The following is a 14,500-nucleotide window of genomic DNA, read 5'->3' as shown; positions in this document are numbered from 1 at the left end:
CTGACGCTTCATAAGCGTTTCAATGATTCAACGAATTCAATCTTTTTGATCGCGTAGCGAAGGCCCTGATACCGGGGACGTGACCGCGCGGCCAGGTCGGGGTGCGGCACGTGAATCAGACACAAAAAAACACCTTCAAGGCCGCCTTGTGGATGACCGGAGCCATTGCGTCCTTCTCCTCGATGGCGGTTGCCGGTCGCGAACTGAGCCTCGTGCACGACACGTTCGAGATCATGATGTACCGGAGCCTCGTCGGGTTTCTTGTTGTCGCCCTCGTACTCACGGCCACAGGCGGTTGGGTTCAGGTTTCCACGCAACGCCTGGGGTTGCACGCTTTGCGAAACACCTTGCATTTCACGGGGCAGAACCTCTGGTTCTATGCGGTCGCTGTTGCGCCTTTGGCGCAGGTGTTCGCATTGGAATTCACACAGCCGCTTTGGGTGATCCTGCTGTCGCCGCTGCTGCTGAATGAACGTCTGACGACCCTCAAGATAACAGCAGCGCTTATCGGTTTTGCGGGCGTTCTGATTGTCACGCGCCCGGGTGCGGCACCGTTGAGTCCCGGCCTTGCAACCGCAGCCGCATCTGCGGTTTTCTTTGCATTTACAACGATCACGACCAAAAAGCTCACACGCTTTGCCAGCATCGGATGCATCGTTTTCTGGCTTACTTCCATGCAAGCGGTGCTTGGGGCCGTCGCGGCCGGTTTTGATGGGCAGATTGCATTGCCTACGGCGCAAACCGTTCCGTTTTTGGTTCTGGTCGGGCTGGCAGGGTTGCTGGCCCATTTCTGTATAACCAATGCATTGGCTATTGCCCCGGCGACAGTCGTGATCCCATTTGATTTTGCAAGACTTCCTACGATCGCGGTGGTCGGAATGATCCTGTACCACGAACCCATTGACCATTGGGTTCTGATCGGTGCGGCGGTCATCTTTTCGGGAATTTTCCTGAATATCTGGTCTGAAAGCCGTAACAGTTTAGCAACAGTTGAAAACACTAGTCGCAATACGTAACGCACCGTCACCAGTTGACCTTAAAGTAACCAAAAAGAGAGTATTGCTCATCATACACGGGATCGGCGTTCGTCACACTCAGCCAGACGCCATTGAAGCCCGCCAGGGATTGTTAGGGAGGACAGAATGAAAAAAACACTACTCGCGACCTGCGCTTTGTGTGCTGGAGCGACGGCAGGATACGCAGGCGGACTGGATCGAAGCGGTCAGGGCATCAACCTGATCTTCGAAGAAGGATCAGTGGTACAGTTTCGGTTGGGATACACCAACCCCAGCGTAACGGGCACCATGCCAGCTTTGGCCGGACCAAACATTGGGCAACCGGTCGATTCCGGTGAGGTTGCGAACGACTTTTTCACTCCGCATCTGGGCTACAAAACGTCACTGACCGAAAAACTCGATTTCGCGATCATGTATGACCAGCCCTTTGGGGCAGACATTGAATACGCAAACACCTACCCTCTTTCGATCAACCCTATTCCGGGTGGTCGCACCGACACTCTGAGGGCCACAGCGGACACGGACGCAATCACCGCATTGCTGCGCTACAAATTCGATGGCGGGTTCAGCGCAATCGGCGGTATTCGTGCGCAGCGTGTGAAGGCTTCGGTAACCGTCCCGCTTGCAGCCGGATACCAGGTTGACACAAATACCGACACAGCATTCGGCTACGTGATCGGGGTTGCATGGGAAAAACCGGAAATCGCGGCACGTGTGGCACTGACATACAACTCCAAGATCAGCCACGATCTGTCGCAAACAGAAACTCTGAACCCACCACCGGTCCCGCCGATTCCGCCGGGAACCGTGGCCACCTTCAACACAAACAGCGAAATCGAGACACCCCAGTCGATCAACCTGGATTTCCAGACAGGCGTCGCACCCAAAACGCTGTTGTTTGGTTCCATCCGTTGGGTCGACTGGCCACAGCTGGTGTACAATCCGCCAAACTACCCGCCGACCAGCAACCTTGTTGACTACGCCGATGCGACCTTCACCTATTCGTTGGGCTTGGGATATCAATTCTCGGAAGAGTTCAGCGGCGCTGTGACGTTGGGCTACGAGACATCCCAGGGCACGCCAGTATCAAACCTCGGCCCGACCGACGGGTTCTGGAGCGTTGGTCTGGGCGGAACGTACTCGCTGGAGAATGCCAAGATTTCCGGCGGTGTTCGTTACACCGACATCGGTGACGCGACAGCCAATGGCGCTGGCCCGAATGCGCGCGGAACATTCACTGGCAACAGCGCCTGGAGCGTTGGCTTCCAGATTACATACGCGCTGAACTAATCCAAAGGTGACTAACCTCAAGGCTCCGCTGTTTCAGCGGGGCCTTTTTTATGCGCAGGTTTCGGGTCGTATATCTGTCGAATGAATGGAATTGTGCGGCCATGAACACGCAAAAACACCTTTCTCGGCGCGCCTGGGTCGAACTTCTTCTTCTGGCCGTCATCTGGGGCGCGTCCTTTGTGGCCATCCGGATCGCCCTGGATTCCATTCCCGTTATGACATCGGTTTTGCACCGCACGTTCTGGGCGATGCTGGTGCTTTGGCTGGTGGCCTGGGCAAAGGGACTATCCCTACCCCGCTCAGCCCGCATCTGGGGTGCATTTCTGATCATGGGGTTGCTGAACAATGTCATCCCATTCAGCTTGATGGCATGGGGTCAGCTTTACATCGACTCGGGGCTTACGGCCATTCTGAACGCAACCACGGCCATCTTTGGTGTTCTGGTTGCGGCGCTGTTTTTCAAGGATGAACGTTTGACACAAGCACGCGTGATCGGAGTCGTTTTGGGTTTTCTCGGTGTCTCGATCATCATCGGAATACAGACCTTCACGTCTTTCAGCCTGCAAAACACAGCCCAGCTTGCCGTGTTGGCCGGAACGCTCTCGTATGCTTTTGCCGCGGCTTGGGCGCGGTATCATCTGTCTGGCCTTCACCCAGTTGTCGCGGCAGCGGGAATGCTGACGGGTTCGACCCTGCTGATCCTGCCGCTGACGCTCATGACGGACGGGGTGCCAACGCTTGCTCTGCCCGCAATCACCTGGGCTGCGATTGGCTATTACGCCATTGTGGCAACAGCGGGGGCATACCTTTTGTACTATCGCGTGCTGGCGATGGCGGGCAGCGGCAACCTGATGCTGGTGACGCTTGTCATCCCTCCTGTCGCCATCGTGCTTGGCGCGATTGTGCGGAACGAAGCGCTGCCGTCGAATGCCTATTTCGGCTTTGTCATCCTTGCCATGGGTCTTCTGGTATTGAACCGAGCTGGCCGCCGTGATTGACGCCGTGCGCTGCCCGATTTAGCAAAGGCAAAAAAGGGACAGCACAAGATGATCTACAACTCAGCCGAAGACTGGCGCACGGCACGCCGCAAGAAGGTGCTGTTCTTTGGCATGTCCGGTCTGGGCAAGACATATGTCTCGAACATTCTTCGGGACTCAGGGAACTGGTTTCACTACTCGATCGATTATCGCATCGGCACCCGGTACATGGGCGAATACATTACCGACAATGCAAAGGCCGAGGCGATGAAAGTCCCGTTCTTGCGTGACCTGTTGTTGTCGGATTCGATTTATATCGGCTCCAATATCTCGTTCGCAAACCTGACCCCGGTCGCAGCCTATCTGGGCAAACCGGGCAACCCTGACCTTGGCGGATTGGAAATGCCGGAATACCGCCGCAGGCAGGAACAGTTTCGACTGGCCGAAATACACGCTCTGCTGGATACCGAGTATTTCATCGACCGGGCCGAGCGTCTGTACAAATACCCCCATTTCATCTGCGACACCGGTGGATCGATCTGCGAATGGGTGGACCCCGACGATCCGAACGACCGGGTACTGTCCGAGCTTTCGCAACATACCCTGATGATCTGGCTGAAGGGGGATGAGGAACACACGGCAGAGCTTGTACGCCGTTTTGACAAAGCCCCAAAGCCGATGTCCTATCAGGCCGAGTTTCTGACCAAGGCCTGGACGGATTATTTGGATCTGCAAGGCTGTTCGGAAGCTGAAGTAAATCCCGACGATTTCGTCCGTTGGACCTATGCGCAGGCCTTGGCACACCGTCAGCCGCGCTATGAAGCCATGGCGAACAACTGGGGCGTGACGATTGCCGCCAACGACATCGGACAAATCCGCGATGCGGCGGATTTCGATGAGTTGATCGAACACACCCTTGAGACCACGCGCAATAACGCCTAACTATCAGTTTTCACTGATCTCTTAGAAGCCTGACATATGCCCATCAAAATCCCATCGGAACTGCCTGCTTTTGACGTCCTGACCAAAGAGGGCGTCATGGTCATGGACGAAGATCAGGCAATGCGTCAGGACATCCGCCCGCTGCGCATCGGATTGCTGAACCTGATGCCCAAGAAAATCCAGACTGAAAACCAGTTCGCGCGTCTGATCGGGGCAACCCCGTTGCAGATCGATCTGTCTTTGATCCGAATGACCGAACACCGGACCAAGAACACCGCCGCCGAGCATATGTCCGAGTTCTATCGCCCGTTTCAGGAGATCAAGGATCAGAAGTTCGACGGCCTGATCATCACCGGTGCCCCGATCGAGCATCTGGAATTTGGTGATGTCACTTATTGGGATGAAATCTGCGAGATCTTCGACTGGACCCAAACCAACGTACATTCCACTTTTGGTGTGTGCTGGGGCGGGATGGCGATGATCAACCATTTTCACGGCGTCAAAAAGCACATGCTGGACGCAAAAGCCTTTGGGTGTTTCCGGCATCGCAACCTGGATCCGGCGTCTCCGTTCCTGCGGGGGTTCTCGGATGACTGCGTCATTCCGGTCAGCCGATGGACGGAAATGAAACAGGATGAAATTGATCGTGCACCCGGTTTGAAAACCCTGTTGGGCAGCGACGATGTCGGCCCCTGTCTGGTCGAAGATCCCGGCCATCGCGCTCTGTATATCTTCAATCACTTCGAATATGACAGCGACACGCTGAAACAGGAATATGATCGTGACGTCAGCAACGGCACGCCTATCAACGTGCCGATAAACTATTACCCAGACGATGATCCATCCAAAACGCCGCAGAACCGGTGGCGCAGTCATGCACATCTGCTGTACGGTAACTGGATCAACGAAATCTATCAGACCACGCCTTTCGACATAACGAAAATTGGCCACTAAAGTTCTGATATCCCTTGGCTTGGCCGTTCTGGGCCTTGTCATACTGACAACCTGGCGCAGCGCCCGGAACGAAGCGCTGGCCGAGGCTTCTTTCCCCCCCGAAGGTCGGATTCTGGATGTGGGCGGCATCGCCGTGCACGCCGTGGTCATGGGGGACGGTCCCGATGTTGTTCTGATCCATGGATCCAGCGGGAACACGCGTGACATGACCTTCGCGCTGGCCCCCATTCTGGCCAGGTCATACCGTGTGATCGTTTTTGACCGACCGGGCCTGGGCTATTCCGAAAGCTTCAATCCGGATGGCGAAACCCTCATTGAACAGGCGGATATCCTGCAACGGGCGGCGGCTCAGCTTGGTGCGATAAAGCCCATAGTGGCCGGGCAGAGTTATGGCGGATCGGTCTCGCTGGCCTGGGCCGTGACCCGACCCGAGAATATCTCGGCTCTGGTTCTGATCGCTCCGGCCGCTATCCCATGGGAAACACCTTTGGATGGGTTCAACCGGCTTGCGTCAACCACGGCGGGCAATGTGCTGGCCTTGCCCCTGATCAGCTCTTTCGTGCCCGAATGGTACGTTACGCAGGCGTTGGACAAGGTGTTTGCACCGCAAACGGCACCGGAAGGCTATGCCGAACATTTCGGGCCCGGGCTGACGATCCGGCGTGGCTCGATGCATGCAAACGCCAAGCAACGCGCCAACCTGCTGGACGAAGTTACCCGTCTGCAACCCAGATATGGCGAGATCTCCGTTCCGACCGAAATCATTCACGGAACGGCCGACGACACCGTTGGTCTTGAATGGCATTCTGAACGTCTGATCGAACAAATCCCCGGGGCCGAGTTGATCGAGTTACCGGGTATCGGTCATATGCCGCAGGTGGTCGCAGCACCCGAAGTTGCCGCCGCGATAGATCGCGCGGCGCAGCGCGCGGGTTTGCGTTAGCCCACGCTCTAATCCATAGTCAGATATGGATTTTATCGCGAGGTGACATATGGCCCGGTCAGGAAAAGGCTCAATCGAGAAGTATTTTCGGAAAGACGCGCCCAAATCTGTGCGGGAAGAGATTCAAAACGCGAAAAAGGGCGATATCCTGAACCCGACCTACCCGTATTCCGAAAAATTGAAGACCAAGGATTATGATGAGCAGATGGACCTGCTTCAGATTGAATTGGTCAAAATGCAATCCTGGGTCAAGGAAACCGATCAACGTGTTGCCATCATATTCGAAGGCCGCGATGCCGCGGGCAAAGGTGGCACCATCAAGCGGTTTCGCGAAAACCTGAACCCCCGCGGCGCGCGCAATGTGGCTCTCAGCAAGCCGTCAGACGCCGAACGCAGCCAATGGTATTTCCAGCGCTACATCCCGCATCTGCCCGCCGCAGGAGAGATCGTGTTCTTTGATCGCAGTTGGTACAACCGAGGCGTCGTCGAGAATGTCTTTGGTTTCTGCACACAGGAACAGCGTGAGCGGTTCTTTCGTCAGGTCCTGCCACTTGAAACGGGCCTGGTGAATGACGGCATCCATTTTTTCAAATTCTGGCTCAATGTCGGTCGTGCAGAACAACTGAACCGTTTTCTGGCGCGCGAAAACGACCCTTTGAAGCAATGGAAGCTCAGCGCGATCGACGTGGCCGGGCTGAGCAAATGGGACGAATACACGCAGTCGATCTCGGAAACCCTGACCCGATCGCATTCTGATGCCTGCCCGTGGACAATTGTCCGTTCTGACGACAAAAAACGCGCACGCCTTGCGGCCATCCGAACGGTTCTGCATGCCTTGGATTATGATGAGAAGGACAAGAAGAGTATCGGCGAGGTTGATGCCCATATCTGCGGTGGCCCGGACGTGTGGGAGGCATAAAATGCTGCTCTGCCCTGCCCTGTTGATGCCATCACGAGCATGTATTGGACGGCAATGCATCGGTGGTCTATGTCCTTGTCTTCCAACACCCAATCAATGCACCTGAGGCCGGGATGACGAAACGCGGTTATCACCACGGAAACCTGAAGCAAGCCCTGATCGAGGCAGCCTTGTCCCTGATCGAAGACAAGGGCCCAACCGGTTTCACGTTGTCCGAGGCCGCAAAAACTGCCGGTGTCACGCCTGCCGCCGTCTACCGTCATTTTCAAGGGCGCGAGGACCTGATCGCCGAAGCCGCACGGCAGGGGTTTGAAATGTTCGCAGACCTGATGCAGTACGCCTATGACGAGGGACAGCCTTCAGCCCTTGCGGCTTTTGAAGCAACGGGGCGTGCTTACCTGGCCTTTGCGCGCAAAAATCCCGGGCATTACATCGCCATGTTCGAAAGTGGAATATCCCTGAACCGCACGCCCGAATTGTCCCTGGCCGCCAATCGGGCGAAGTCCGTTCTTGAAAAAGCGGCCGCGGACCTGTCCCAGCATATTCCGCCGGAAAAGCGCCCGCCCGCGTCGATGTTCAGCGCCCATATCTGGGCGATGAGCCACGGAGTCGTCGAGCTATATGCCCGAAACACCGGTGCAACTTCGCCTTTTCCCCCCGAAGATTTGCTGGAAAGCGGTATCGGCATCTACCTGCGCGGTCTGGGTTTGATCCCCCAGGATGAGTGACGCGGTCAGAACGAACGACTGCCCTGAGGCATACTCAAGCCCGATGTCACGTTGATCAGATCCATCTCACCCATCCCCTTGATATCAACGCACCCAAGCTCCGAGACCTGAAACTCGTCGATCAGGGCATATTTCATCTCTTCCGGGGCCACGATGTTCATGGGGTTGGCAAAGACCTGCAACCGGGATGCGATGTTCACGGCAGGGCCAAACACGTCATAGACATATTTCTGAATGCCCACGACCGATCCGACCGCCGCCCCCATCCCCAATCCGATCCGGGCCTGCCACTTGTGCGGATGGCTTTCGTTGCGGCGTTCAAGATAGCGCAGGAACCTTACCGCACAATGCGCCACGGCGGTCGCATGATCCGGTGTGGGATCGGGCATGCCCGACACGGCCAGATAGGCATCGCCAATCGTCTTGATCCGCTCACACCCGAATTGTTCGACGATCCGGTCAAAGGCCGTGAAGATGTCGTTCAACTCACTCAAGGTGACTGTCGGGTCGGTCTTGGCCGCAAAATCCGTGAACCCGACAAAATCCAGCATCACCACCGAAACCTGCTGATACAGCTGCGGTGTGACAACGCCGAACGTCTTGAACTCTTCATACACCGCTCGTGGCATCAGGTTCAGCAACAGCCGTTCCACCCTCTCCTTTTCGCGCTCAAGCTCTCGGGTATTTCGCTCGACCATGGTGGAATAGCTGTCGATCATGCTTTCCAACTCGCGAATGCGGGTGATGTTCTGACATTCAACGATCAACACCTGTTCGGACAATCCGCTGGCCAGCGAGACCGTGACCGCAAAGATCAGTGTCCTTCGCTTTGGTTTGATCTGCAATTCGACCGAGTACCGAAGGCCGGACTGCTTTACATCCTCCAGTTCCTTGGGGTCGAGATCCGACAGAACGTCGCTCAAGGCGCTGCCCTTTTCAGGAGTACCGAACCATTCCGTGAAAGGCCCGTTGTAAAACACGAATTGCAGGTCGGATGCGCGCACCACGGCGACGCCCACTCCGATCGCACGCAGCAATTGTTCGTTTATTGCAAGAATGCTCATGCCGCATTCCGGGCGACGATGATCGAACGTTTTCCCTCGATCGCGTTCAGCGCAGTTTTGATGTCGCCGTCCGACATACCATGCTGGCTGAGCGCGTCGCCAAACAGCTCGGCCATGACGTCGAATTCATTGTGCGAAATGTTCAGATGCCGATGAACTGCTTCGATCCTGTCATCACTGAAAGATGCGGGCCCGCCAATCAAGGACGAGACGAACTTGGTTTGATGGTCGATCAAACGCGGCATATCAATGTCTTCGAAATGATGGCCGATCTCATCCGAATCCAGCGCCATTTCATAGAAGGTCATCACGACCCGGCTGATCGTTTTGAAACCGCCATATTTCTCATAAAGTGTCTGTGCCACACGAATACCCGCGCGTTACCAATCAATAACCCCACAACTCTATATCAAATCGATATTTTTGTTAACGCTTATGATTTTCCGGCCGGGAAGGATCAAAAACCGTCTTTCCGCACAGGAAAACCTGCCAGAGCATCACTGAGACCGAAACAAAGTTTCATACGTTCTTTGGGGATGGGAAGCGAAGGAAAGGCAAACCATCAGCGGGATTGTCTTTTGACTGATCTTGAAGCGCTCTGATGGGCTGGGCCGGGTCAGTTTTGAATGCACGCCAGCCCGCCCTTCTGGAAGAAAGCTTCCTCTGATACCCTCAGCAACCCGCCATCAAAGAGAATTTAGTTTCAATACGGCGTGTCCTCATGTTCACATGCAGAAGATGTGACACAACCATTGAAAGGACCAAAAGTGCAGGAACATGGATATGCGTCCGGGCGCCTGAATCTTCCTTTCGTCGGAATATCGACCTTCGCGAAATCTCCATACGTCGAAAACTGGGACGGAATTGAGGCCGATGTTTGCGTGCTCGGCGCGCCGTTCGACTTTGGAACGCAGTGGCGCCCCGGCGCCCGTTTTGGTCCTCGGGCCGTTCGAGAGGCATCGACCCTTTTCAGTTTTGGCCATGCCGGCGCCTATGATCATGAGGATGACGCAACCTATCTGGAAAGCTCGGTTCGGATCGTCGACCTGGGGGATGCGGATATTGTCCACACCAAGACCGAGGCGAGCCACGAGAACATAGCCTTTGGTGTGCGAAAGATCCTGGAGGCCGGGGCACTTCCGCTGGTGATTGGCGGTGATCACTCGGTCAACATCCCCTGCATTTCCGCATTTGAAAGCAACTGCGCCGAAAACGGACCGATACATGTCGTTCAAATCGATGCGCATTTGGACTTTGTCGATGAACGTCATGGCGTCACCAGCGGGCACGGAAACCCCATGCGCCGCGCGATAGAAAAAGACTATGTTTCGGGGATGACCCAGTTGGGTATTCGGAACGTTTCGTCCACGTCCAAGGAAGGGTATGACGACGCGCGTGCGCGCGGATCGGATATCCTGTCGGTACGGCAGGTTCGCAGATTGGGAACACAGGCTGTTCTTGACCGCATACCCGAGGGAAAACGGTACTACGTGACTATTGATATCGATGCGTTCTGTCCCTCGATCGCACCAGGAACCGGAACTCCAAGCCACGGAGGGTTTCTGTACTATGACGTTCTGGAGATTCTTCAGGGGCTGGCGAAAAGAGGGGACGTGGTCGGCATCGATCTTGTCGAGGTGGCTCCTGCCTACGATCCCACCGAAAGCACTCAGATTCTGGCGGCGCAGCTTCTGCTGAATTTTCTGGGTTTCATATTTCACGAACGAGCTCGGCGCACGTGATAAGCGGGTGGAGCCAAAGCTCCACCCCAAAGCATCAGGCGCCGATAATGTTGTGCCCCGGTCCGTAGGGGAATCCGGTGATGTTTTCGGCTCCGTCTTCACCCACAACCAGAATATCGTGTTCCCTGTAGCCGCCCGCACCGGGCTGGCCTTCAGGGATCCACAGCATCGGCTCGATCGAGACCACCATGCCGGGTTCCAGCACTGTGTCGATGTCTTCGCGGAGTTCCAGACCGGCCTCGCGACCATAATAGTGGCTCAGAACACCAAACGAGTGGCCATAGCCGAAGGACCGATATTGCAGCAGGCCTTCGTCGGCAAAGAACCGGTTGATCTCGGCGGTGATACCGGAACAGGTGGCACCGGGTTTGATCAGGCTCAGGCCAAGTTCATGTGCGGCCACATTGGCCTTCCACAGGCGCAGACTGTCGGCATCCGGCTCGCCCAGGAACAGGGTCCGTTCCAGGGCGGTGTAATAGCCGGAAATCATCGGAAAGGTGTTCAGTGACAGGATATCGCCTTTTTGCAACGCGCGTTTGGTGACCGGATTATGGGCGCCGTCGGTGTTCAAACCCGATTGAAACCAAACCCAGGTGTCACGGTATTCGGCTTCCGGGTAGGCCCGCGCGATTTCCACTTCCATCGCGTCTCGGCCGGCCATCGCAATTTCGATTTCGGTTGCGCCTTCGCGGATTGCGGCATGGATCGCAGCACCACCCACATCGGCAGTACGGGCACCGCCTTTGATTAATTCGATTTCTTCAGCGGATTTGATCATCCGCGCGGCCATGGTGTCGGCCGCGATGTCAACCAACTCAGGCTCACCCAGCATGTTCAGCGCCGTGTCGCGCGCCGCAAGCGTCATGTGGTCGCCTTCGATGCCGATCCGCTTTGCGTTCCCGATCAGGCTCGCAACTGCACGCCAGTAGTTGTCGCGCTTCCAGTCGGTATAAATCACGTTGTCTTCAACCGACCGGCGCCAGGGTTGCCCGGCATCAATATTGGCGGACACGGTGGTGCAACTGTCCTGGGTCACAACACAGCCATAGGGGCGCCCGAACGCACAATACAGAAAGCCAGAGTAATAGGCGATATTCTGCATCGACGTCAGCAGCACCACCGGGACATCCCGCTGGGCCATGATGGCGCGCAGTTTGCCAAGACGGCGGTCATACTCGGCTTTGCTGAACGGCAACGGGGCCTTTTCACCATTGTGGCAGGTGAAGAACTGAGGGCGGTTAGAAATGTCAGTCATCCTTGGTCTCTCATCTATGCCGGGCGTGCATTTCCCGGCCACATGTCCCGGCGTTCAGGACAGGCGGTCTCGGGGTCCGAGAGCCGATCACCTCCGTAGTCGCCGCGACGCCATCGCAGCGGAGATGAACAGGTGAATCGTTAGATCAGACGGTTTGCTGCGTCAAGCGGGCGAAAGACCCCGCAGACGTTCGGACCGACGCCGCAACAGTTCGACGGTCGTCAGCAAAGCAATGGACAGGACCACAAGGATTGTCGCAACCGCAAGAATGGTTGGACTGATCTGCTCCCGCAGGCCGGTGAACATCTGCCACGGCAACGTCTTTTGGCTGGCAGAGCCTACAAACAGCACCACGACCACTTCGTCGAATGATGTGATAAAGGCAAAGAGACCGCCAGATATCACACCCGGCAGGATCAACGGCATCTGAATCTTGAAGAAGGTTCGCACCGGTCCCGCGCCCATATTGGCCGCCGCCCGGGTCAGAGATCGATCAAAGCCCACCAGGGTCGCCGTCACGGTAATGATCACAAAGGGAATACCCAGAACCGCGTGGGCCAGGATGACTTTCAGATAACCTACGAAGTTCTTGTTCATGCCCAGCGTACCTTCGAGGAAGCGCCCGATATCACTGTAGAAAAAGAACATGCCCGTCGCCGAGATGATCAGCGGAACAATCATCGGCGATATCAGGATCCCCATGATCGCACGGCGCCCGGGAACGTGAGACTGGCTGAGCCCAATGGCGGCCAGCGTTCCCAACGTTACCGAAATAACCGTCGCAATCGGCGCGATGATCAGCGAGTTCTTGAAGCTGCGCTGCCATTCGTTGTTGGTGAAGAAATCTCGGTAATGCTTCAGCGAATAGCCTTCCGGATCCAGCCGCAGCATCTCGGGGGTGAATGTAAAGAAATCCTCTGCGTTGAAAGACAGCGGCAACACCACAAGGATCGGTGTGATCAGGAAGACGAAGATCGCACCACAGATCACGCGAAACAGGTAGTGATAGAAAACCTGTTGTGCCGTGAGGTATGGCAGCAACTTGCGCCGATACCGCCCCTCATACAACCAGAAGATAAACCAGGCAAAAAACCAGCCGCCGAGCAGCCCCAATACACCACCCATCAGCCCGGCCACTATGAACCCCACGACACCGAACCCGATGATATTGATCCAGCGTGCGAGGTTTTCGTTCTTCACGATGTTTATGTAGACCCAAGCCAGCCCCGCAATCAGGACGGCTCCGGCCAGTATGCCCAGAAGGACCGAACCATTTCCGGCCCCGACGAAAATACCGGCAAATGCCCCGGCAAGTGCGACACTGGGCAGAACCATGGACATGGGTTTGCGGGATATCGGTGTCAGTGCGGCCATCTTGATTATCCCAACTTTACGTTATCGATGCCCACGATCTTGTCGTAGACCCAGTAGAGCAGCAGCACGACCGCCAGAAGGATCGTACCCAAGGCCGCGGCCAGCCCCCAGTTAAGTGAGGACGAAATGTGATAGGCGATCCGGTTCGAGATGAAGACACCCTTGGTGCCGCCCACGATCTCGGGCGTGATGTAGTACCCAATTGCCAGAATGAACACGAGGATCGAACCGGCCCCGATCCCGGGCACGGATTGCGGGAAATAGATACGCCAGAATGTCGTCCAGTTCGTCGCGCCCATGGATTTGGCCGCACGCGTATAAGATGGCGGAATGGTCTGCATCACCGAATACATTGGCAGGATCATGAACGGCAAAAGGATATGCGTCATCGCTATGATGGTGCCGATCTGGTTGTTGATTATGATCAGCCGGGCATCATCAGCGACCAGCCCCAGCCAAACGAGGGTATCGTTAATAACCCCCTGTTGCTGCAACATGACCTTCCACGCGGACGTTCGCACCAGAAGAGACGTCCAGAAGGGCAAAAGGACCAGTATCATCAACAGGTTCGACACCCGCATCGGAAGTGTCGCCAACAGATAACTGACAGGGTAAGCAAGCAGGATACAAGCGCCCGTTATCACGAGCGACATGAACAGAGTACGTCCGAAAAGCTTGATCAGGATCCGCTTGTCTTCGGGTTGGGCCTGCGCGCCTTCCGGGGTTCTGCGCATATCGACGGCATTCAGGAAGTAGCCATTGGTAATCGCCGGTGAGTGGGTCTTGATCACGCGCCAGGTTTGCGGATCTCCCCATCCTTCGTGAATCTCGATCAACTTTTCCTTGAAAGGCCCATCCGTTTCAGGATCCAGTTTTTTGATCTGACGCCCGGATTTGCGGAACAGCGAAGACATACCTGTTTCTTCATAGTTCAGACGCGAACCAAGGCGAGTGTGTTCTTTGTTTTCGACCGCAACGACCATATCGCGAACGAAAGCATCGTAAACCGCTTCATCCGGAAGCTCGCCGCTTTGAGCATCCCAACCCTTCAGAGCTTCCACAGTAAGTGGAAGGGTTTCCGACACCATGCTGTTTTCCACCGAACGAAACAGCATCGACGCAATCGGCACGATGAAGGAAAACATGACGAACAGCAGAAGCGGAGCGACGAGCATCAACGCCCGCAATTTCTGCCGCCGCAGTGAGCGTGCCAGCGATTGCTTGAGCGGCGTTCCGTCCGCTGCCAGCATCGGCCCTGCATTTTGGCTTGCGTCAGTCATCTGTGCCCCTTGGCTC

The 14,500-nt window shown here is 55.9% G+C and carries 14 protein-coding genes; 9 read left to right on the top strand and 5 right to left on the bottom strand.

The window, feature by feature from the left end:
- Window positions 1-110: 110 nt before the first annotated feature.
- The 8 genes from AC2FF8_RS10250 (at window position 111) to AC2FF8_RS10215 (ending at window position 7,769) form a co-directional block, all read left to right on the top strand.
- A complete protein-coding gene (locus tag AC2FF8_RS10250; protein WP_368040341.1) occupies window positions 111-1,016 on the top strand; it encodes a DMT family transporter in 906 nt (301 codons plus the stop codon).
- Between the two features lie 126 nt (window positions 1,017-1,142).
- On the top strand, window positions 1,143-2,306 hold the full coding sequence (locus AC2FF8_RS10245) for an OmpP1/FadL family transporter (protein WP_170344558.1): 1,164 nt from the start codon (window positions 1,143-1,145) through the stop codon (window positions 2,304-2,306).
- Window positions 2,307-2,407: 101 nt separating this feature from the next.
- The gene (locus AC2FF8_RS10240; RefSeq protein ID WP_496879614.1) at window positions 2,408-3,304 is read left to right on the top strand and encodes a DMT family transporter; all 897 of its coding nucleotides are present in this window, start codon (window positions 2,408-2,410) and stop codon (window positions 3,302-3,304) included.
- 48 nt (window positions 3,305-3,352) lie between these two features.
- On the top strand, window positions 3,353-4,225 hold the full coding sequence (locus AC2FF8_RS10235; protein ID WP_496879613.1) for an ATPase: 873 nt from the start codon (window positions 3,353-3,355) through the stop codon (window positions 4,223-4,225).
- 36 nt (window positions 4,226-4,261) lie between these two features.
- The gene (gene metA, locus AC2FF8_RS10230; RefSeq protein ID WP_496879612.1) at window positions 4,262-5,179 is read left to right on the top strand and encodes a homoserine O-acetyltransferase MetA; all 918 of its coding nucleotides are present in this window, start codon (window positions 4,262-4,264) and stop codon (window positions 5,177-5,179) included.
- Window positions 5,169-6,122 carry an alpha/beta fold hydrolase gene (locus AC2FF8_RS10225; protein WP_496879611.1) on the top strand — a complete coding sequence of 318 codons (954 nt, stop codon included), beginning with the start codon at window positions 5,169-5,171 and terminating at the stop codon, window positions 6,120-6,122. The genes metA and AC2FF8_RS10225 overlap by 11 nt, the downstream gene beginning before the upstream one ends.
- A gap of 49 nt (window positions 6,123-6,171) precedes the next feature.
- Entirely contained in the window at window positions 6,172-7,041 is an 870-nt protein-coding gene (gene ppk2 / locus AC2FF8_RS10220) for a polyphosphate kinase 2 (RefSeq protein ID WP_496879610.1), read from the top strand.
- A 113-nt stretch (window positions 7,042-7,154) separates the two neighbouring features.
- On the top strand, window positions 7,155-7,769 hold the full coding sequence (locus tag AC2FF8_RS10215; RefSeq protein ID WP_170344749.1) for a TetR/AcrR family transcriptional regulator: 615 nt from the start codon (window positions 7,155-7,157) through the stop codon (window positions 7,767-7,769).
- A gap of 5 nt (window positions 7,770-7,774) precedes the next feature.
- On the opposite strand, the gene AC2FF8_RS10210 is transcribed toward AC2FF8_RS10215, so the two are convergent.
- Together AC2FF8_RS10210 and AC2FF8_RS10205 are read right to left on the bottom strand one after the other, a co-directional pair.
- Window positions 7,775-8,833 (bottom strand): adenylate/guanylate cyclase domain-containing protein, encoded by a 1,059-nt coding sequence (locus AC2FF8_RS10210; protein WP_257600613.1) that lies wholly within the window; start codon window positions 8,831-8,833, stop codon window positions 7,775-7,777.
- Window positions 8,830-9,198 (bottom strand): group I truncated hemoglobin, encoded by a 369-nt coding sequence (locus tag AC2FF8_RS10205; protein WP_170344571.1) that lies wholly within the window; start codon window positions 9,196-9,198, stop codon window positions 8,830-8,832. The genes AC2FF8_RS10210 and AC2FF8_RS10205 overlap by 4 nt, the downstream gene beginning before the upstream one ends.
- Before the next feature lie 402 nt (window positions 9,199-9,600).
- Here AC2FF8_RS10205 and speB point away from each other — a divergent pair, with 402 nt between their 5' ends.
- Window positions 9,601-10,575: an agmatinase gene (gene speB / locus AC2FF8_RS10200; RefSeq protein WP_496879609.1), complete on the top strand. Its 975-nt coding sequence runs from the start codon at window positions 9,601-9,603 to the stop codon at window positions 10,573-10,575.
- A gap of 34 nt (window positions 10,576-10,609) precedes the next feature.
- Here speB and AC2FF8_RS10195 read toward each other — a convergent pair whose 3' ends face one another.
- The 3 genes from AC2FF8_RS10195 to AC2FF8_RS10185 form a co-directional block, all read right to left on the bottom strand.
- Window positions 10,610-11,830 (bottom strand): aminopeptidase P family protein, encoded by a 1,221-nt coding sequence (locus tag AC2FF8_RS10195; protein ID WP_496879608.1) that lies wholly within the window; start codon window positions 11,828-11,830, stop codon window positions 10,610-10,612.
- Between the two features lie 162 nt (window positions 11,831-11,992).
- Window positions 11,993-13,204: an ABC transporter permease gene (locus AC2FF8_RS10190; RefSeq protein WP_257600611.1), complete on the bottom strand. Its 1,212-nt coding sequence runs from the start codon at window positions 13,202-13,204 to the stop codon at window positions 11,993-11,995.
- A 5-nt stretch (window positions 13,205-13,209) separates the two neighbouring features.
- Window positions 13,210-14,484, bottom strand: coding sequence for an ABC transporter permease (locus tag AC2FF8_RS10185; RefSeq protein ID WP_171204652.1), 1,275 nt, complete (start codon window positions 14,482-14,484; stop codon window positions 13,210-13,212).
- Window positions 14,485-14,500: the final 16 nt, after the last annotated feature.

This window comes from Ruegeria sp. YTSA144 (assembly GCF_059610125.1).
This window is presented reverse-complemented; position numbering and strand designations above follow the sequence as displayed.